Raw genomic sequence first — 17,880 nt, forward strand, 5'->3', positions numbered from 1 at the left:
ATGAAATAGAGATTGCCGAGCGTCTCGGCACGTCGCGGACGCCGGTGCGCGAGGCCGTCAAACGTGTTGAAGATGAAGGGCTGATCGACGTCCGCGCCCAGGCCGGAACCTTCGTGACCCGCATCAGCCGCAGGCAGGTGCAGGAAGCCTATATCATCCGCATCGCGCTGGAGCGGGAAAGCGTTCGCCATGCGGCGCAAACGATCAGCGCGGATGGCGTGCAGCGCCTGCGCGACATCATCGATCTTCACGCCCTTTCGGTCAAAAGAAGCCGCTTCGAGGATGCGATCGATCACGATGACGCCTTTCACAGGGTCATTGCCGAGGTCAATGGTTATTCGATGTTGTGGCGCGTGGTGGACATTACCAAGGCGCAGATGGATCGCTGCCGCCTTCTGTCTCTGCCTTCGCCGGGAGCCGGTGAAACGACGATCGAGCAGCACAGCGCCATTGTTGACGCCCTGGAGGCGCATGACCCGGAAGCGGCCGAAAGGGCGATCCGGGAGCACCTGGAGACGTCGCTCAGCAATACGCTGAAACTGCTCGGCAGTATTGAAGCCAGCGGATTTGCCGGCGTCTGAAACGCGATTGAAGAGGACGATCGGCGCAATTACTCCATATGGAAGACTTCGCTCATCTGCGCCCACCATTCTCCCGGCAGGCGCGTCGGGAAGGGTAATTGCAGGGGTTCGCAGATTGCCCACCATTGCCGCATCCGCTCGCTCCTGGCCATCTCCGCCATATCGGCGGAGAAATCATCGCCCGCATATTCCCAATAACCAAAGAGCAGGTTTTCCGGTTCTTTGAGAAAAATCGAATAATTGGTGATATTGGCGCGGGCGATGGCCTCGAGCACCTGCGGCCACACATTGGCGTGCAGCCTTTTATATTCCTCGACCGTACCGGGCCTGAGGTNAGAGCAGGTTTTCCGGTTCTTTGAGAAAAATCGAATAATTGGTGATATTGGCGCGGGCGATGGCCTCGAGCACCTGCGGCCACACATTGGCGTGCAGCCTTTTATATTCCTCGACCGTACCGGGCCTGAGGTTGAGGCAAAAACCCATGCGTGTCATCGAAGGCTCCTCAATAGGTCGTCCGGCCGCCGGAAAGGTCGAAAACCGAGGCGGTGGTGAAGCTGTTTTCGCGGCTCACCAGCCATGCGACCATTGCCGCCGCCTCTTCGACTTCCAGAAAACGGCCACGCGGAATACGTGTCAGCATGTAATCGATGAATTCCGGCGTCAGTGTTTCGAGGATCCGGGTGCGGGCGGTGGCCGGCGTGATTGCGTTGACGGCGATATCGTGTGCCGCCAGTTCCTTGCCGAGCGATTTGGTCAGGCCGATCACGCCCGCCTTGGCTGCCGAATAGGCTGAAAGCTTGGGATTGCCCTCTTTGCCGGCAACCGAGGAGATATTGACGATCCTGCCATAATTCCTGGCCTTCATGGAGGGGATCACGGTCTTGTTGACATAAAAGGTGCCGTTCAGATTAATCTCGACGACGCGCCGCCATTCCTCGATGTCATAATCCTCAAGGGTCGCATTGCCGCCCGCAATCCCGGCGGAATTGACGAGGATCGACACGGGTCCGGTCTCGGCTTCGACCTCGGCGTGAACGCGGGCGAGGCCGGCAAAATCGGTGACGTCAACGACCTTGCCGCTGGCACCCTCGCCCAGCACGCCGCAGGCCTGCTCAATCGCCGTCTCGCTCATATCCCAAAGACTGACTTTCGCCCCGGATTCAATAAGCCGCCTTGCGATGGCGAGGCCAATTCCCTGTGCACCGCCGGTCACCACTGCCGCCTGTCCGTCGAGATCAATCCTGTTCATGTCATTCCTCCGTCTGACTTTGCGATAACTATTATACTAGTATTTCTATTCCAGAAAGAGGAAATTATGCCTGCGCCGGAATTATGTTTGCCCCTTCGGAGTGAGGGAAAACGAATTGCTCCCGTTAACGGGATGGCCGCCTTCATTGTTATGTTCAAAAACTTTCTTTTTATTTTCTCCTGTCAGTGGATTTCAGAAAAAATCTTTATAAACAAAAGGATATTTCGGATTTCGTTTGGTTTTCCGGTGTTGGCTGCGCCGCAAGCGCCGGGCGCTTGTCGGGTAAAACGTGAAGTGCGGGTTGATTGTTACACTAATATAATATAGGCATTGATCCACGCGCCTGAGAATGCGCGGATCGCCGGCCGACGGTCCTGGAGGAGGGGCGCGGCCTGCGCAACGGGAGGCAAAAATGAAACTGAAGAAATTCATTGCTGTTACATTTGCGACGCTCTGTCTGGGAACGGGAACATCCCAGGCGCAGCCTGTCGAGCTCACTTTCGCCAATGCTCTGTCATTGCCGCAAGTGGAGCCCTATCAGCGCGCGGTCGCTGAATTCAACGCCGCCAATCCAGATATTAAAGTGAAGCTGATAAATACCCCATGGGGGGAATACTGGCAGCAACGCCGGGTCGACACCGCCTCTGGAAAATTGCCGGATGTCTGGCTGTTCGTGCCGGGCTTCGGCGCGGAGTGGCTCTACGGCGACAAGCTGTTGCCACTCAACAAATATACCGACGCGGATCCGACGATCAACCTGCCCGACGCCAATCAGACCATGCTGAAATACATGACGATGAACGGCAAGCTCTACGGCATCGGCTATGATTTCAACGGGCAGGCCGTCTATTACAATCCCAAACTCTTCGATCAGGCGGGCATTCCCTATCCGAAGGACGGCTGGACCACGGACGATCTGACTGCAACCGCGCGCAAGATCAGCCAGAAACTGAGCGTCAACGGGCGCAAAGTCTGGGGTTTTGCCGGCGGCAGTTCCGAATGGGTGTACGAAGGCTGGTTCCGCGGCTTCAAATCGCGGATGATCACCGATGACGGCAAATATGGCGCCAACAACAAGGAGGGCATCCAGACCGTTTCCTTTTTCATGGATATGATCAAGGACGGCGTCATGCCGATCCCCGACCAGAAGGATTCGAGCGGACAGGCGCAATCGCTGTTCATCGGCGGCACCGCCGCCATGGTCTTGGGGGCCGGCCACGCCACCTATATCTTCTCGGATGCGGGTGTCGATTTCGGTATCGCCCGGCTGCCGGTTGGACCGGGAGGACAGGTCGGCACGGGATTGGGCGGCGCCTATGTCATCAGCGCCGATACGCGCTATCCCGACGCCGCCTATAAATTTCTCGCCTATATCACCAGCGGCCCGGTTCTGGCCAAGGTGGTGACGACGGGCGTGCCGGCGCGCACCTCCGCTTGGGGCAAATTGTCCGACCGCATGACCGAGTTCGCCACGAAAATTCAGGGTTTCGAGCCTTTCAACGCGGTCAAGGGTTCGTTCCAGGTGATGGATATCCAGAAGCGCGTCTTCAGTGAGGTCTGGAACGGCAGCAAGGATGTGCCCACCGCGATGGCGCAGATCGCCACGGAAGCCGATGCCGCCCTGGCAAAGGCGGCCGTCAAGTAGGATGAGCGGCAGACGCCGCCCCGGCGGCGTCTGTTTCATTCGTTGTCGCCCCTTGCGGGCGCCCCCTGACAAGAGGTGGGAACCAATGGCCGTGATTACCGCAGTCGATACCGCGCCTTCAGTGGCGTCCTCCAGATTGAAACGCTCGGTGAAAGAGGAGCTGGCAGCATGGCTGTTTCTCCTGCCGTCCGTCGTTCCCTTTCTGATATTCACACTGATACCGGCGCTGGCGACATTCGTTCTCAGCTTCTACCGCTGGGATTTCATTTCCACGCCGCAATTTGTCGGTCTGGCCAACTGGATCGATCTGTTCTCCGGCAGCGCCGCAGGCCAGAGCGTTCTGGTGACATTGCTTCTCTGCGCCATCAGCGTGCCGATCTCCATGACGATCGGGCTGGCGCTGGCGATTGCGCTCGATCGCATTCCGTTCGGCAAATTGCTGTTCCGGTCGATTTTCTTCATGCCCATCGTGACCTCGATGGTGGCGATTTCCTTTGTCTTCGGCAACATGTTCGCCACCGAAACCGGTCTCATCAACTATGTCATCGGCCTTGCGGGCCTGCCGCCGGTGGCCTGGCTTACCTATCCGACGCAGGCGATGTTCGCCGTCTCGATCATGATGATCTGGTCGATGTCGGGCCTGTGCATGCTCATCTATCTCGCCGGCCTGCAGCAGATCGATCAGTCGCTGATCGAGGCCGCCCGGCTGGACGGCGCCAGTCGCTGGCAGCTCTTCCTTTATGTCGTGCGGCCGCTTCTCGCCCGCTCGACATTGTTTCTGGCGATCACCCAGACGGTCCACGCGCTCCAGACCTTTGAGGCGGTCTATGTGCTGACGGATGGCGGCCCCGGCACCTCAACGACGACGATCGGTATGTACATTTACAAATCGACCTTCCGCCGCTTCGAGGTGGGCAGCGGCGCCACCGCGTCGATGGCGCTGTTCGTGTTGATGCTGATCGTCACCGTCATCCAGTTGCGGGCGCAGAGGAGATTGCAGGATGTCTAGAAACAAATCCGTCGAACTCATGCGCTACTGTTTCGTCATCGTTTTGGCGGCGCTGTTTCTCGTGCCCTTCGTGTGGATGGCGTCGCAGTCGATCAAGGGCATTGGCGACTATTTCCGCCTGCCGCCCGAACTCATTCCTGACCGTATCCGCTGGGACAATTACACGAAGATGGTCAGCAACTACCCGATCATTCCGGCGGCGCTGAACAGCCTGTTCGTGGCGGTGGCAGTCACCTTGATCCAGCTCCTCACCGCCTCCATGGCCGGTTTCGCCTTTGCCACATTGCGGTTCCGCGGCAGCCGCATGACCTTTGTGATGCTGCTCACCCAGTCCATGCTGCCGGTGGCGGTGGTGCTCGTTCCCATGTTTCAGGTGGTGCAATATCTCGGGCTGGTGGGGTCGCTCTGGGGCATGATCATACCTTTTGTCTTCACCGCCTTCGGGACCTTCCTGCTGACGCAGTATTTTCTCGGCGTTCCCAGGGAAATCTTCGAAGCGGCGCGGGTCGACGGGGCGTCCTATTTCTTGATCTGGTGGCGGGTCTATCTGCCGCTGGCGCCGGCGGGTCTCGCCACGCTTGGCGCGCTCTGCTTCGTTTATTACTGGAACAGCCTCATGTGGCCGTTGCTGGTTTCCGGCGGGCCGGAAAACCACACCTTGCCTGTCATGCTCGCCCAGATGATCGGTATGAGCGCCTCAAGCCCGCATCTTGTCATGGCGGGCGCGGCCATCGCCGTTTTCGTGCCGCTATGCCTGTTTCTGTCATTGCAGCGTTTTTTCGTGGCCGGGGTCACATCCGGCAGCGTGAAATAGAGCAGCGGATTTTTACCCGCTTTCGCATTTCGGTCCGGCGCTTCAGCCGGCTCGTATCCGGCTGCGCGCTTTGCGCCGCCATTTTTCAAGGGAGAGAAGAATGTCAAAATATTCTGTGGTCCTGGCCGGCTGCGGGCGGCGCGGCGCCTTTCACGCGGAAGGGTTCACGGCCAATGCGGATCGCTTCGATCTGAAGGCCATCTGCGATCTGGACGCCGAGCGCGCCAACGCGCTGGCCGAGCGTTTCAATGTCAAGAACATCTATGCCGACGTGGACACCATGCTGGCCACCGAGAAGCCGGATATTTTCTGCTTCGCCACGCTTCCCGCCATCCGCCTGTCGCTCATCGAACTGGGCATCAAGCACAAGGTCAAGGTCATCGCCTTTGAAAAACCGGTGGCGACGGAATTGCCGGAAGCGAAAGAAATTTTCGAGCGCTGCCGCGCTGCCGGCATCAAGCTTATCGTGTCCCACCAGCAGAAATACGGCAAGGCCTGGCACAAGGTGAAGGAACTGGTCGATGCCGGCGAGATCGGCGAGATCACCAAGATCCACGCCACCGCGCGGGCATGGCTCAGCCAGCTCGGCACCCACATCATGGATTACATGTTGTGGTTCAATAATCGCTCCAAGGTGAAATGGGTCGTCGGCCAGGCGATCGGCACGGGCAAGTTGACCGACAGCCACCCCTCGGCCGATTACGTCATCGGCAGCATGGAGTTCGAAAACGGCGTGCGCGGCATCATCGAATGCGGCGCCCATGCACCGCATTTCGTGCCGGGCGACAATCCCGTCGGCGATATCAAATTCTGGACCGACAGCGCCATCACCATCCACGGTACCCAGGGCTATGCCCGCGTGACGACCGGCAACGGCTGGCAGGCCGTGACGAAATCGAGCCAGGGCGAGGTCTTAAGCGGCGAGGGCTTCTTCAACCCGTCCTACGAGCAGCCGCTCTATATTCGCGACCTGGCCGACTGGCTGGACGGTAAGCTCGCCATCCACCCCTGCGACGGCGATATCAGCTATCACGGCTTCGAGGCGGTGATGGCGCTCTATCTCTCGGCAATCGGTCATCGTAGGGTCGATCTGCCGCTCAAGGAAATCCCCGACGGTTCGCTGATCGAACGTCTCGGACAGGTTCTTCCCTCTAGCGACGAGTATATTGGACAATGATCAGATTGGGTGGATACGGGGTTCCGGTCACATCGGACGACCCCCTGGAAATCGCGCGCGCGCATGTCGACTTTGGTTACAGAGCGGCCTATTGCCCGGCGGTTGAGTTGGGCGACAAGGATCGTATAAAGGCGATCCGCGATGCTTTCGCGGCAAACGATGTCGAAATCGCCGAGGTCGCCGCCTGGCGCAATATCGTGCCGCCGGAGCCGAAGGTGCGCAAGGCCAACCGCGCTTATGTCAAGGAGCGGCTGGCCGTCGCCGACGAGGTGGGCGCACGCTGCGCGATTACCTATATCGGTTCCATGCAGCCGGGCGGCAATTACGAGCCGCATCCCGACAATCTCACGCAAAAGGGTTTCGACGAGTTCGTCGAATGTGCCCGCGAGATCATCGATGACGTCAAACCGAAACGCGCCAAATTCTGCCTCGAAATGATGCAATGGGAGCTGCCGGACAGTCCGGAAATCCTGCTTGCCCTCATTAAGGCCATCGACCGGCCGGCCTTCGCCGCCCATCTCGATCCGGTCAACCTGATCGTCTCGCCTCGCCTTTATTATGACAATGCCAGCCTCATCCGGCGCTGCTTCGAGCTTCTTGGCCCCTACATCATCAGCGCCCACGGCAAGGACATCGTTCTGGGAGACAAGCTGTCGCTGCATTTGAGCGAGGTTATTCCCGGTCGCGGCAATCTCGATTATCGCACCTATCTCAGTCTGCTTGATGGAACCGGAATACCCATCATGCTTGAGCACCTCGCCGATGCCGATTATCCCGAGGCGCGTGATCATCTCAGGAGTATCGGCGGATCAATGGGAATAGCGATTTAGCTTCGACGGGTCACGCCAGCATCGAGCGGACGGATCCAGATCCGGTAATTACGAGACAGTGGGACTTGGGATTAGGGCGGGCAGTGCCCGGCGCGGCATGTCGGACATTGCCCATCGCCACTACCAACAGTCACCTCTATGTACAGAGCTAGCTCGGGAAATCTGCATGGAGGAGATGCAGCGCGCCTAAACAGAGCGCGCCATCACAGCAGAATGACCGCAAATGACGGCATGTCGCATCCCGTGTTGCACGGAATAGCCGTGGGCATAGGGAATGGCCGGAAAACAAGGTGTAATAGCGTGCGACATGATGCGAGACGGATTTCGGCAAACTAGAGCCCGATTCCCCGTGTAACGCTATGAATCTGTTGAATAAAGTATTGGCTGGGGAACCTGGATTCGAACCAAGATCGACGGAGTCAGAGTCCGCTGTTCTACCATTGAACTATTCCCCAAAAGCCGGAAGCGCGTTGCCGCGTTCGCTTTGGTGGGTCGTCATATAGATGATTTATTCCGGGGCGCAAGTCGAAAAAATCGAAAAATGCGTTTTATCCCGCTTTTGCGTTTCGTCTCCGGGTCAGAGCCTGGCGCGGGTGGAGCGGGGGGTGGAGAGCAAGAGGCTGGTCTCGCTGCCGGTGATGCCGGGCACGAGGCGGATGCGGCGCAGCACGGCGTCGAAATCGCTGAGGGTTGCGGCATTCAGTTCCACGATCAGGTCCCAGCGGCCGTTGGTGGTATGGATTTCGGAGATTTCCGGAAAACCGCCAAGGGTGCGGATGACGCGGTCCGTCACATGGCCTTCAATCTCGATCATCATGATGCCGCGGATCGCGGCCTCCACGGCGTCGGCTCGCAGGATGACGGTATAACCGATGATGGAACCGTCATTTTCCATTTTTTCGATGCGCGAGCGAACCGTCGCGCGCGAGGTTTCCGTCTCCACGGCCAGATCGGAGATGCTGCGTCGGCCATTATGCCGCAAAAGGGTGATGAGACGTCCGTCGAGATTGTCCATTGATGTCATTTCGATAAAAATATTTTACCAAAATGATAGCTCATTTCGATAATATTGCCAATATTTGATGTTCATTCTGCCACGTCTCCATGGTCTAGTGGAACCATCGGTTGGGAAAGCGAGGACGGGAATGGATATCAGGCTTGTTGGTGCGCCGTTGCAGATCGGGGCCGGGCAATTGGGCTGCGAGATGGGGCCGAGCGCCTATCGTGTCGCGGGGCTTGCCGATGCTCTCGAAGAACTCGGGCATCGGGTGGTCGATACCGGCAATGTGACGCCGGCGCCGCTCAGGGAATTTTGCCACCCCAACCCGGCCGTGCATCATCTGGCTGAAACCGTGGCCTGGACCGAGGCGTTGACAGAGGCGGCCTATCGCGAAAGTGTGGATGCCGTGCCGATTTTCCTCGGTGGCGACCATGCGATTTCGGCCGGAACCGTGGCCGGCATGGCGCGCCGGGTGGCTGAAACGGGCCGGCCGTTTTTCGTGCTCTGGCTGGATGCCCACACCGATTATCACACGCTGGAGACCACACGCAGCGGCAATCTGCACGGCACGCCCGTCGCCTATTTCAGTGGGCGTGACGGGTTTTCCGGCTATTTCCCGCCGCTTTCCCATGCTGTTCCGGAAGAAAATATCGGCATGATCGGCATTCGCAGCGTCGATCCGGCGGAGAGAGCGGCGCTGGAAAAGAGCGACATCACCGTTCACGACATGCGTTCGATAGACGAGCATGGGGTTGCCGTTCTACTGCGCGAATTCCTGGCGCGGGTTCAGGCGGCAAACGGGCTTTTACATGTCAGTCTCGATGTCGATTTTCTCGAACCGTCCATTGCGCCTGCCGTCGGCACAACGGTTCCAGGCGGCGCGACATTCCGCGAGGCTCATCTGGTTATGGAAATGCTGCATGATAGCGGGCTGGTCTGCAGTCTCGATCTGGTGGAGCTCAATCCGTTTCTCGATGAGCGTGGCAGGACGGCGACCCTGATGGTGGATCTTGCCACCAGCCTGATGGGCAAACGCGTCATGGACCGCCCGACGCGGGCTGGCTGAAAGGGGCGATGCGATGACCGTGATATCAAACCTCAATATCGTGCCCTTCGTCAGCGTCGATCACATGATGAAGCTGGTGCTCAAAGTGGGAATCGATACGTTTCTGCGCGAACTGGCCGATGTGGTGGAAGAGGATTTCCGCCGATGGGAAAGCTTTGATAAGACCCCGCGCATCGCCTCCCATTCGAAGGAGGGTGTCATCGAGCTGATGCCCACCAGCGACGGCACGCTTTACGGCTTCAAATATGTCAACGGCCACCCGAAGAACATGAAGGAGGGCCGCCAGACCGTGACGGCCTTCGGCGTGCTTTCCGATGTCGGCAACGGTTATCCGCTGCTTCTGACCGAAATGACGATCCTGACGGCGCTGCGCACCGCCGCCACCTCCGCCGTTGCGGCGAAATATCTCGCTCGCCCGAATGCCCGCTCCATGGCCATCATCGGCAATGGCGCGCAGAGCGAATTCCAGGCGCGCGCCTTCAAGGCCATTCTCGGCATCGATACGCTGCGGCTTTTTGATATCGACCCTTACGCCAGTGAAAAATGTGCCCGCAATCTCGCTGGGCAGGGTTTTGCCATCGAGATTTGCGGCTCTGCCGAAGAGGCGGTCGAAGGGGCTGACATCATCACGACAGTCACTGCCGACAAGCAATATGCGACGATCCTGACCGACAACATGGTCGGTCCCGGCATCCACATCAATGCCGTCGGCGGCGATTGCCCCGGCAAGACGGAACTGCACCGGGACATTCTGCTGCGATCGGATATTTTCGTTGAATATCCACCGCAGACGCGCATCGAAGGCGAAATCCAGCAATTGCCGACGGATTATCCAGTCACTGAGCTCTGGCAGGTCATCTCAGGTGAAAAACAGGGGCGGGCAGGCGACACGCAGATCACGCTGTTCGACAGCGTCGGTTTTGCGACGGAGGATTTTTCGGCGCTGCGTTATGTCCGCTCGAAACTGGCTGCCACCGGGCTTTATACCGAGCTGGATCTCCTGGCCGATCCGGATGAACCGCGCGATCTCTTCGGCATGCTGCTACGCTGCGAGGCGGCTCTCGTCTAAACCGGTGATCGCGAGCCGGCCTAATTCGCTTCCCGGTGGTTCCGGCGGGCCACGACATGCTCCCGCCAGATGGTGAAGAGGCCGGCGGCGATAACGATCGCCGCACCGATGACCATGTTTGATGTCACCACCTCGCCATAGATGGTGACGCCGATAATGGAGACGAGCACCAGCTGGTAATAGGAAAAAGGCTGCACGGAGGCTGCATCCGCCAGTTCAAACGCCTTGATCAGGCAATAATGGCCGCTCATGCCGGTAACGCACAGCGCCAGCATCCATCCCCAATCCTGAGGTGCAAGGTTGACCCAATAAAACGGGCCGACCAGCGTCAGCGCTGCTGCGCCGGCCACGCCGGTGTAGAAGAAGCTGGTCATCGCTGAATCGCTCTTGCTGCCGAGGCGTGTCAGGACGCTGTAGAGCGCAAGCATGAAGGCGGCCACGAAGGTGATGATCAGCTTGTTGTCAAAACCGTCGCCATCCGGTTTGAGGATGACGAGAACGCCGATGAAGCCGACAAAAATGGCGCACCAGCGCCGCCAGCCCACATGTTCTCCCAGCAGCGGCATGGACAGCGCCGCAACGATCAGCGGTGCGGAGGCAAGGATGGAATGGCTATGCGCCAGCCCGACGACGGCGAAGGAGAAGATGGAAAAAACGATCTGCACGGCAAGCAGCACGCCACGGCTGATCTGCAGCCATGGGCGGTTGGCCATAACGGCGCCGCGGATGCCACCCGCCGACCTTGCAGCCATCAACAGGACGAAGACGGCGAAAGCCCAGTATCGCAGCATGGCGACGAAGACGGGCGGATAGGCGCTGCCCAGATGTTTCGATATGCCATCCTGCGCCGCAAAGATCGTGAAGGCGACAAGCGCATAAAGAAAACCGGTCCTGGCTGATGGCATAAGAAAACCGCTATCCGACTGCCGCCGGCAAAAGAGTATTCGGGGTGAATGAGGTGGGTATCAGCCATATGTTACGGCCGAACCTTGTCAGACAACCTTATTTTCCGAATAGCTGCCATGCAAGTCCGGACGCCGGTTTTTTAGAAGGACAAATTGCCGGCTCAGGCTGTGCTACGGAATTCTTGGGGCCAATGATGGCAATGAAAACCGTGGCAATCACGCCTACGTCATCCTCGGGCTTGCCCCTAGGATCTGCAAGCGATTGATTTTATTCGACGTGATTAAATCCTCGGCACAGGGCCGAGGACGACGTTGAGAGAACGGCAGCCTTCGCTGCCGATTCGGTACCGTGCTTACAGCCTCTCAGCCGATCGTCACTACCGTCTTTGAGGTCGCGGATTTCAGCGCGGCATCTGCGAGTTTCAGCGCGATCAGCCCATCCTTGATGGAGGGCGAGGGCGCGACATTGTTTTCGATGCTGTCGATGAAGGCGGTGATTTCCGCCGCATAAGCCGCGGTGTAACGCGTCATGAAGAAATCATGCAGCGGCGGGCGGGTGTAACCTTCCGCATTGGCGATCTCGATGGAAACCGGCCGCTGGTTTTCGGCCGCTGCCGAGCCTTCCGAACCGTGCACCTCGATGCGCTGGTCGTAACCATAGGTCGCGCGGCGCGAATTGGAGATGATGGCTTGCCTGCCGCTCTTCGTCGTCAGGATAATGCTGGCGCTGTCGAAATCGCCGAGCTTGCCGATCTCCGGATTGACGAGAACGGAACCGGTGGCGAACACGCTTTCCACTTCCTCGCCGAGCAGGAAACGGGCCATGTCGAAATCATGAATGGTCATGTCGCGGAAAATGCCACCGGAAACCTTGATATATTCGGCCGGCGGCGGGCCGGGGTCGCGGCTGGTGATGGTGACCATTTCCACCTTGCCGATGCGACCATCTTCTATTGCCTTGTGAACGGCCTGGAAATGAGGATCGAAACGGCGGTTGAAACCGAGCATCACCTTCGCGCCGGTCTCTTCGACCACCTTGGCGCAGGCTTCCGCGCGGGCGACATCGAGATCAACGGGCTTTTCGCAGAAAATAGCCTTGCCGGCGCGGGCGAAACGCTCGATCAGGTCGGCATGGGTGTTGGTCGGCGTGCAGATGATGACGGCATCGATCGTCTTGTCGGCCAGCACCTCGTCGATCGTGCTCACCTTGCACTGCGCCTCGCGGGCGATGGCTTCCGCAGCACCGGCCATGGCGTCGACAACGGCCACCAGCTTCGCACGGCTGTCGGTGGTGATCGCCTTGGCGTGGACCTTGCCGATCCGTCCAGCGCCGAGCAGTGCCAATTTCGTAACCATTTTTCCTCCGGTTTCTCACACCCGTCCCTCACTCCTGGAGAGACAGAATATGAATGCAAGCAATGTTTCGATATGGAATATATGTTCTATTTTGCTAGATCGACATCGCAGATGTGTCAAGCGTTTTGACGGCGGCGAGGGGCAGGCGGCGCGTCGAATAAGTGAAATCCCCCGCATTGCCAAAAGGCTCCGTGGTGGGACTTCGGGACGAGGGGTTTGGGGATCGGTTCAGGGTGAGATGGTGTCCGTCTCTGGCGGAAGCGCATAAACTTCAACGGGGGTTTCGAGACCGCGCAGAAGCCAGGGGCCGAGATTTTCGAGCGCGTCGCGGTTCCCCGCCATGCGAACGAACTCTTCAGAGAAAAGCACGTTGCGCCCGGTCTCCTTGGTCAGCGTTTCCAGCCGTGAGGCGATATTCACGGCGGGGCCGATGACGGTGAAATCGAGGCGGGTTTTCGAGCCGATATTGCCATACATGACATCACCGACATGCACGCCGATACCGTAACCCAGGGGATCATGGCCCTTTCGGCAATTGATTTCATTAAGCGCAACGAGACCCTTCTGCGCGCTGGCAATGGCTTTCAGCAGGTTTTCGCAGGCCTTGGGATCGCTGAGGGGGAAAATCGCGAGCAACCCATCGCCCATAAACTTCAGGATTTCACCGCCGGCTTCCTCGATGGGATCGCACATGGCGTCGAAATAACCGTTCAGAAGCTCGATGACATCGTCGCGCGGCCAGAGGTCGGAAATATGGGTGAAATTGCGCAGGTCACAGATCAGGATCGCCGCGCCCACCGTGATGCCGCTGCCGCGCGTCGTTGCGCCATTGAGGATTTTTTCACCCGCATGTGGACCTACATAGGTCTCGAGGAGGGTGCGGGTCATGCGGTTTTTCAGGCGAATCTCACTCACCAGCGCCAGGGCGGGCAGAAGGTTCTTCAGGGCGAGGACTTCCGCTTCGGTAAAGCCGCCCGGCCTGTCGCTGGAGAAGGTGGCCACATGGCGCTTGCCGAAGGTGTGTTCGATCGGCCAGGCGCAATAATCCGTCAACCCTTCGGCTCGCAACTCTTCATAGATGGTATAGCCCGGCGCGTCGGTTTCCTCGCCGGTGAGCCGGTGGCGGACTTCGGTGGCGCCCTGGTGAATGTCGTTGATCGGGCTATTGAGATATTCCGGGGAGTTTTCCATGCCGTAGCCATAAGTGGCGATATCGGCGGCGGGCAGGCCGGCTTTCCACAGAATGCGCGCGCCGAGCCATTGCGGATGGCGAATGCGGAAAGCAAGCACGCCCCTTGCGACGGAAACTCCGCTCGCCCGCAGCCTGTCGCAAAGCTCCACGAATATCTCGTCGATAAAGCGTTCGTCCTTGGTGCCAGTGACGAGCCAGTCAAGGATTTCGGTCCTCTCGACAGGCCACAATTCATCCACTGCGGAAGAAACCCGTTCTTCGGTGTCAAGGCTTAGTGTCATGGCAGGATTCCGGAGGTTGTTGCCGCTCTCGCACGGGCGCTGTCATGCCGAACATGGTCGCTCGTGAACCCCATGTGGTGCTGGATAACGAAAATGTTAAGAGAGCGCTGCGGAAAATGTTCCGGAAGAGATTTGTGGCCCCAAGGCCATGCGCGCCGCCCCGATGTTACCGTGAACATCGTCCCCGGCGGCGCTTCAGAGTTTCAGTGACCGTTCGCGGCGGACGATCAGATAACGGTTTCGACAGGAATATGCAGGGCGGCGGCAACGCGGCGGATGCGCAGCGGATCGCTGTCGGTGCCTTCTTCCAGCGCACGGATTTCGCTGGTGGTCAGGCCGCAGGTAACGGCGAGCTGTTCGACCGTATAGCCGGCAAGCGTTCGCGCCGTCAGGACTTTTTTTGCAAAAGGAGCATCGGTTTCGTGATCGGAATCAGGTTGTGTAATTGAAATTGTCATTATTGCATCTCCCTCATGATGGACACTTAAATGCGGGCGGCACAGAAAAGTTGCCGGACCGAATGCGACCGCGTTGCCGGAGAAGAAATCGTGCTGCAACGCAGCGAGGAACATAGACGCTTCGCCCACCTACGCAATAGTTAAATTTTGTTAAGATTCGTGATCGCCGCATTGCTGCGGCGGTTTTCAAGAAAAAGAGGCCTAAGATACCGCCGTTTTCCGGGCCTTTGCAGAGTGCGGTAACGGTTAAAGCATGCCCCAGGCGCGAAAACGGCCGCGACCCGTGACTTCCCGCAATTCCAGCTGCTTGGCGAGGCCGATTGCCCCCTGCGGCGTGGTGCCCAGTTCCTTGACGATCATTGCCGCCGAGACAACCGGCCGTGAGACGACAAGCTCCACCAGTTCGGGCAGCCGCGAGGAGGAGCGCCGGCCGGTCAGTTTGCGTATCATGCGCTCCCTTGCGTGGCTCAGCCGGTCGTGTTCCTTCAGGCTGGCCTGTGCCGCCTCGTAAAAGCTGTCAAGCAGGGCAGAGAGACGCTGCGTCTGGTTTCTCGCGTGCCGGCGTTCGCGCGGCACGGCTCGAAGACCGGCGCTCAGCGCCGGTAGGTGATCTGGCGTGACCGTGCCTTCACGTAGGAAGGCGGAGGCCAGAAGCCGCCCGAGCCAGGAGCTGCGCTGCAGCACCTCGATCATGTTCCAGGCATCGAGCAGAATGGCGGTACGAAGAATTGCCGGCAATTCCTGCGTGCGCGCATGCACGTCCCACCATTCCTTCAACCGTTCATCCTCGTCCCAATCAGGTTCGTTGATGATGTCATGGCTTTCCTCCCTGCGTATCGTCGGAAGCGCGTTGCCGGTGGTGATTGCATCAAGGGTTGCGGCGCTTCGCGTCAGCAGCGCATCCAGCTCGGAAAAGGCGCCATCCAGCGCTGTTTCTCCCACGGCGTCGGCATATTCCTCGGGTGATCCACCCACGGTTTCCGCCAGCGGCGCGGTCTCCGCATCAGCGGGAGCGACCTTGCCCCTTAACCTTGCAAGGCCGGGCGCGGTGAAGGCCCAGCCTGACGCATTGGAAAAGATCAGCCGTCTCGACCGCAGAATCCGGTGCGCGGCCGTCATTTCATGGCTGGGTGCCCGCACATCCATATGGGCATCATGCAACACCAGATCTTCCATATGGACGAGTTCACCATCCACCCACATGGAGGAAATGGCATCGGTGAAATCCTGTCTTTCGATGAAGCCCTGTTTCATCGGCGAGCGGCTGATGCGCTCATCCAGCCGCGCAAGCGCTTCGCCCGCACGGGCGGCGGCGATGAGGAGCTTTTCGATCTCGATGTCCGATATGTCGTAAATCATTGATATTTTTTAGTTTGGGCGCGGGCGGCTTACAAGGCGGATCGCAATGGCGTCGCTTTATTTTTCCCGCTATCATGGGCCCCGTCTTGTTGTGCGGACCCCGCGTGGAGGGCCGGGAATCACGAGGACATGCGCCACTATCGCTTTTCCGGTCCTTTTGCTGCAATGCGGCATAAGCTTGCGCATTGCAGCATGGCGGGTATATACCCCCACCCAAGAGCGACAAATCATCACACCTTCCGTTCGCCCTTCCATCTCCAGACGAAGATGAATTGGAGTTTACCCGTGAATATTATGGCAAATGGTCCCGCCACCGCGCCGGATCAGAAAACCCGTTTGAAATCGATTATCGGCGGCTCGGCGGGCAACCTCGTCGAATGGTACGACTGGTACGTCTATTCGGCTTTCACCCTTTATTTTGCGCCGGTCTTCTTTCCCTCCGGCAACCAGACCGCCGAACTGCTGAGCGCGGCCGCCGTCTTCGCCGTCGGATTTCTGATGCGGCCCATCGGGGCTTGGTTCATGGGCACCTATGCCGACCGCAAGGGCCGCAAGGCGGGCCTGACACTGTCCGTCACCTTGATGTGTCTCGGTTCGCTTTTGATCGCAGTCACGCCCGGCCATGAAACGATCGGCATTGCAGCACCTGCCATCCTGGTTTTCGCCCGGCTCCTGCAGGGCATCAGCGTCGGTGGTGAATATGGTGCCAGCGCAACCTATCTCAGTGAAATGGCCGGCAAGAGCCGCCGTGGCTTCTTCTCCAGTTTCCAGTATGTCACGCTGATTTCCGGCCAGCTTCTGGCACTGGCGGTGCTTCTGGTGCTGCAGCGGGTTCTGACGCCGGAACAGCTCGGCTCCTGGGGCTGGCGCATTCCCTTCTTCATCGGCGGCCTGCTGGCAATTGCGGTGTTTTATATCCGCCGCGGCCTTGCCGAAACGCAATCCTTCGAAAACGCCAGGACGGATGAGGCGCACAAGCCGAAATCCAGCGGCTGGGCGCTGTTCAAACACTATCCGCGCGAAGCGCTGATGGTCATGGCGCTGACCTCAGGCGGCACGCTCGCCTTTTACGCCTATACGACCTATCTGCAGAAATTCCTCGTCAACACTTCGGGCTTCAGCAAGGAAAGTGCCACCGAAATCACCACGGCGGCGCTCTTCGTCTTCATGCTGTGCCAGCCGCTTGCCGGCGCGCTGTCGGACAGGGTGGGTCGCAAGTCGCTGATGGTGGGCTTCGGTATTCTCGGAACGCTGTTTACCTATGTCATCTTCACCACGCTGGCGACGACGACGGATCCGATCGTGGCTTTCGTTCTGGTGCTGGTCGGGCTCCTGATCGTTACCGGCTACACCTCCATCAATGCGGTGGTGAAGGCGGAAATGTTCCCCGCCCATATCCGCGCGCTCGGCGTGGCTCTGCCCTATGCGCTGGCGAACACCATATTCGGTGGAACAGCGGAGTTCGTGGCGCTGAAGTTCAAGCAGATCGGCCATGAAAACTGGTTCTTCTGGTACGTTACGTTCATGATCGCGCTGTCGCTGGTGGTCTATGTGAAGATGCGCGATACGCGTGATCACAGTCATATCCACGAGGATTGAGCCTCAGCCATACCGACCCATGAAAGCCCCGTCTCCCGGCGGGGCTTATACATTAAAGGCCGGACCATCGTTATGATGTTCCGGCCTTGTTTGTCTTGAAGGTGGTTGCAACACCGTCGAGACGATGAGCAGAGCGGTTGGTCCTTGCGGGCCTGAACTTTTCGTTCGAAAAAAAGCAAAACCCTCTGCGCATTACGAGGCTTCGTCGAACCGTTGAGAGAGCCGAGCGCTCGCGTATAAGGGAGACAAGACCTCATGACCTATACTAGCCATTTTGTCGGCATCGACAT

General features: G+C 58.7%; 17 protein-coding genes, 1 tRNA gene and 1 pseudogene. 9 read left to right on the plus strand and 10 right to left on the minus strand.

Annotated features, from left to right (window positions below; genetic code table 11):
* A partial coding sequence (locus tag O8B93_RS27285; RefSeq protein WP_269713016.1) for a GntR family transcriptional regulator occupies positions 1-581 on the plus strand: 581 nt, incomplete at its 5' end.
* Positions 582-610: 29 nt separating this feature from the next.
* On the opposite strand, the gene O8B93_RS27290 is transcribed toward O8B93_RS27285, so the two are convergent.
* The 3 genes and pseudogenes from O8B93_RS27290 to O8B93_RS27300 form a co-directional block, all read right to left on the minus strand.
* Positions 611-952 (minus strand): L-rhamnose mutarotase, encoded by a 342-nt coding sequence (locus tag O8B93_RS27290; protein WP_405049102.1) that lies wholly within the window; start codon positions 950-952, stop codon positions 611-613.
* Positions 918-1,073, minus strand: a pseudogene (locus O8B93_RS27295) (L-rhamnose mutarotase); the annotation flags it as partial. The pseudogene O8B93_RS27295 and the gene O8B93_RS27290, both read right to left, overlap by 35 nt.
* A gap of 10 nt (positions 1,074-1,083) precedes the next feature.
* Positions 1,084-1,830: an SDR family NAD(P)-dependent oxidoreductase gene (locus tag O8B93_RS27300; RefSeq protein WP_269713018.1), complete on the minus strand. Its 747-nt coding sequence runs from the start codon at positions 1,828-1,830 to the stop codon at positions 1,084-1,086.
* Positions 1,831-2,242: 412 nt separating this feature from the next.
* On the opposite strand from O8B93_RS27300, the gene O8B93_RS27305 reads away from it, so the two are divergent.
* The 5 genes from O8B93_RS27305 (at position 2,243) to O8B93_RS27325 (ending at position 7,305) form a co-directional block, all read left to right on the plus strand.
* Positions 2,243-3,475, plus strand: a complete 1,233-nt coding sequence (locus O8B93_RS27305; RefSeq protein ID WP_269713019.1) for an ABC transporter substrate-binding protein — start codon at positions 2,243-2,245, stop codon at positions 3,473-3,475.
* Positions 3,476-3,560: 85 nt separating this feature from the next.
* A complete protein-coding gene (locus O8B93_RS27310) occupies positions 3,561-4,484 on the plus strand; it encodes a carbohydrate ABC transporter permease (RefSeq protein ID WP_269713020.1) in 924 nt (307 codons plus the stop codon).
* Positions 4,477-5,298 carry a carbohydrate ABC transporter permease gene (locus O8B93_RS27315; protein WP_269713021.1) on the plus strand — a complete coding sequence of 274 codons (822 nt, stop codon included), beginning with the start codon at positions 4,477-4,479 and terminating at the stop codon, positions 5,296-5,298. Before O8B93_RS27310 ends, O8B93_RS27315 begins: the two co-directional genes overlap by 8 nt.
* Before the next feature lie 100 nt (positions 5,299-5,398).
* Positions 5,399-6,475, plus strand: coding sequence for a Gfo/Idh/MocA family protein (locus O8B93_RS27320; protein ID WP_269713022.1), 1,077 nt, complete (start codon positions 5,399-5,401; stop codon positions 6,473-6,475).
* On the plus strand, positions 6,472-7,305 hold the full coding sequence (locus tag O8B93_RS27325) for a sugar phosphate isomerase/epimerase family protein (RefSeq protein ID WP_269713023.1): 834 nt from the start codon (positions 6,472-6,474) through the stop codon (positions 7,303-7,305). Before O8B93_RS27320 ends, O8B93_RS27325 begins: the two co-directional genes overlap by 4 nt.
* Positions 7,306-7,686: 381 nt before the next feature.
* On the opposite strand, the gene O8B93_RS27330 is transcribed toward O8B93_RS27325, so the two are convergent.
* Together O8B93_RS27330 and O8B93_RS27335 are read right to left on the minus strand one after the other, a co-directional pair.
* Positions 7,687-7,760, minus strand: a tRNA-Gln gene (locus tag O8B93_RS27330).
* Positions 7,761-7,882: 122 nt separating this feature from the next.
* Positions 7,883-8,320 carry an Lrp/AsnC family transcriptional regulator gene (locus O8B93_RS27335; RefSeq protein ID WP_269713024.1) on the minus strand — a complete coding sequence of 146 codons (438 nt, stop codon included), beginning with the start codon at positions 8,318-8,320 and terminating at the stop codon, positions 7,883-7,885.
* A 130-nt stretch (positions 8,321-8,450) separates the two neighbouring features.
* On the opposite strand from O8B93_RS27335, the gene rocF reads away from it, so the two are divergent.
* Together rocF and O8B93_RS27345 are read left to right on the plus strand one after the other, a co-directional pair.
* Entirely contained in the window at positions 8,451-9,371 is a 921-nt protein-coding gene (gene rocF, locus O8B93_RS27340) for an arginase (RefSeq protein ID WP_269713025.1), read from the plus strand.
* 13 nt (positions 9,372-9,384) lie between these two features.
* Entirely contained in the window at positions 9,385-10,440 is a 1,056-nt protein-coding gene (locus tag O8B93_RS27345; RefSeq protein WP_269713026.1) for an ornithine cyclodeaminase, read from the plus strand.
* 20 nt (positions 10,441-10,460) lie between these two features.
* On the opposite strand, the gene O8B93_RS27350 is transcribed toward O8B93_RS27345, so the two are convergent.
* From O8B93_RS27350 to O8B93_RS27370, 5 genes are all read right to left on the minus strand, one after another.
* Positions 10,461-11,345, minus strand: a complete 885-nt coding sequence (locus O8B93_RS27350; RefSeq protein WP_269713027.1) for a DMT family transporter — start codon at positions 11,343-11,345, stop codon at positions 10,461-10,463.
* Positions 11,346-11,708: 363 nt separating this feature from the next.
* Positions 11,709-12,701, minus strand: coding sequence for an inositol 2-dehydrogenase (iolG, locus tag O8B93_RS27355; protein WP_269713028.1), 993 nt, complete (start codon positions 12,699-12,701; stop codon positions 11,709-11,711).
* A gap of 228 nt (positions 12,702-12,929) precedes the next feature.
* A complete protein-coding gene (locus O8B93_RS27360) occupies positions 12,930-14,174 on the minus strand; it encodes an adenylate/guanylate cyclase domain-containing protein (RefSeq protein ID WP_269713029.1) in 1,245 nt (414 codons plus the stop codon).
* 227 nt (positions 14,175-14,401) lie between these two features.
* Complete coding sequence (locus O8B93_RS27365) at positions 14,402-14,632, minus strand: helix-turn-helix domain-containing protein (RefSeq protein ID WP_309568522.1); 231 nt, start codon at positions 14,630-14,632, stop codon at positions 14,402-14,404.
* A gap of 246 nt (positions 14,633-14,878) precedes the next feature.
* Positions 14,879-15,991, minus strand: coding sequence for an RHE_PE00001 family protein (locus tag O8B93_RS27370; protein WP_269713031.1), 1,113 nt, complete (start codon positions 15,989-15,991; stop codon positions 14,879-14,881).
* 294 nt (positions 15,992-16,285) lie between these two features.
* Between O8B93_RS27370 and O8B93_RS27375 the strand changes: the two genes are divergently transcribed.
* A complete protein-coding gene (locus tag O8B93_RS27375) occupies positions 16,286-17,590 on the plus strand; it encodes an MFS transporter (protein WP_269713033.1) in 1,305 nt (434 codons plus the stop codon).
* Positions 17,591-17,880 lie beyond the last annotated feature (290 nt).

This window comes from Martinezella rhizogenes (assembly GCF_027460065.1).
GTDB classification, from domain to species: domain Bacteria; phylum Pseudomonadota; class Alphaproteobacteria; order Rhizobiales; family Rhizobiaceae; genus Agrobacterium; species Agrobacterium rhizogenes_C.

Excerpts from the sequence above, each read along its gene's own strand:
- O8B93_RS27315 (WP_269713021.1), top strand. The coding sequence starts at position 4,477 with ATGTCTAGAAACAAATCCGTCGAACTCATGCGCTACTGTTTCGTCATC.
- O8B93_RS27365 (WP_309568522.1), bottom strand. The coding sequence starts at position 14,632 with ATGACAATTTCAATTACACAACCTGATTCCGATCACGAAACCGATGCT.
- O8B93_RS27300 (WP_269713018.1), bottom strand. The coding sequence starts at position 1,830 with ATGAACAGGATTGATCTCGACGGACAGGCGGCAGTGGTGACCGGCGGT.
- O8B93_RS27325 (WP_269713023.1), top strand. The coding sequence starts at position 6,472 with ATGATCAGATTGGGTGGATACGGGGTTCCGGTCACATCGGACGACCCC.
- iolG (WP_269713028.1), bottom strand. The coding sequence starts at position 12,701 with ATGGTTACGAAATTGGCACTGCTCGGCGCTGGACGGATCGGCAAGGTC.
- O8B93_RS27305 (WP_269713019.1), top strand. The coding sequence starts at position 2,243 with ATGAAACTGAAGAAATTCATTGCTGTTACATTTGCGACGCTCTGTCTG.
- O8B93_RS27320 (WP_269713022.1), top strand. The coding sequence starts at position 5,399 with ATGTCAAAATATTCTGTGGTCCTGGCCGGCTGCGGGCGGCGCGGCGCC.
- O8B93_RS27360 (WP_269713029.1), bottom strand. The coding sequence starts at position 14,174 with ATGACACTAAGCCTTGACACCGAAGAACGGGTTTCTTCCGCAGTGGAT.
- O8B93_RS27345 (WP_269713026.1), top strand. The coding sequence starts at position 9,385 with ATGACCGTGATATCAAACCTCAATATCGTGCCCTTCGTCAGCGTCGAT.
- O8B93_RS27375 (WP_269713033.1), top strand. The coding sequence starts at position 16,286 with ATGGCAAATGGTCCCGCCACCGCGCCGGATCAGAAAACCCGTTTGAAA.
- O8B93_RS27310 (WP_269713020.1), top strand. The coding sequence starts at position 3,561 with ATGGCCGTGATTACCGCAGTCGATACCGCGCCTTCAGTGGCGTCCTCC.
- O8B93_RS27335 (WP_269713024.1), bottom strand. The coding sequence starts at position 8,320 with ATGGACAATCTCGACGGACGTCTCATCACCCTTTTGCGGCATAATGGC.
- rocF (WP_269713025.1), top strand. The coding sequence starts at position 8,451 with ATGGATATCAGGCTTGTTGGTGCGCCGTTGCAGATCGGGGCCGGGCAA.
- O8B93_RS27370 (WP_269713031.1), bottom strand. The coding sequence starts at position 15,991 with ATGATTTACGACATATCGGACATCGAGATCGAAAAGCTCCTCATCGCC.
- O8B93_RS27350 (WP_269713027.1), bottom strand. The coding sequence starts at position 11,345 with ATGCCATCAGCCAGGACCGGTTTTCTTTATGCGCTTGTCGCCTTCACG.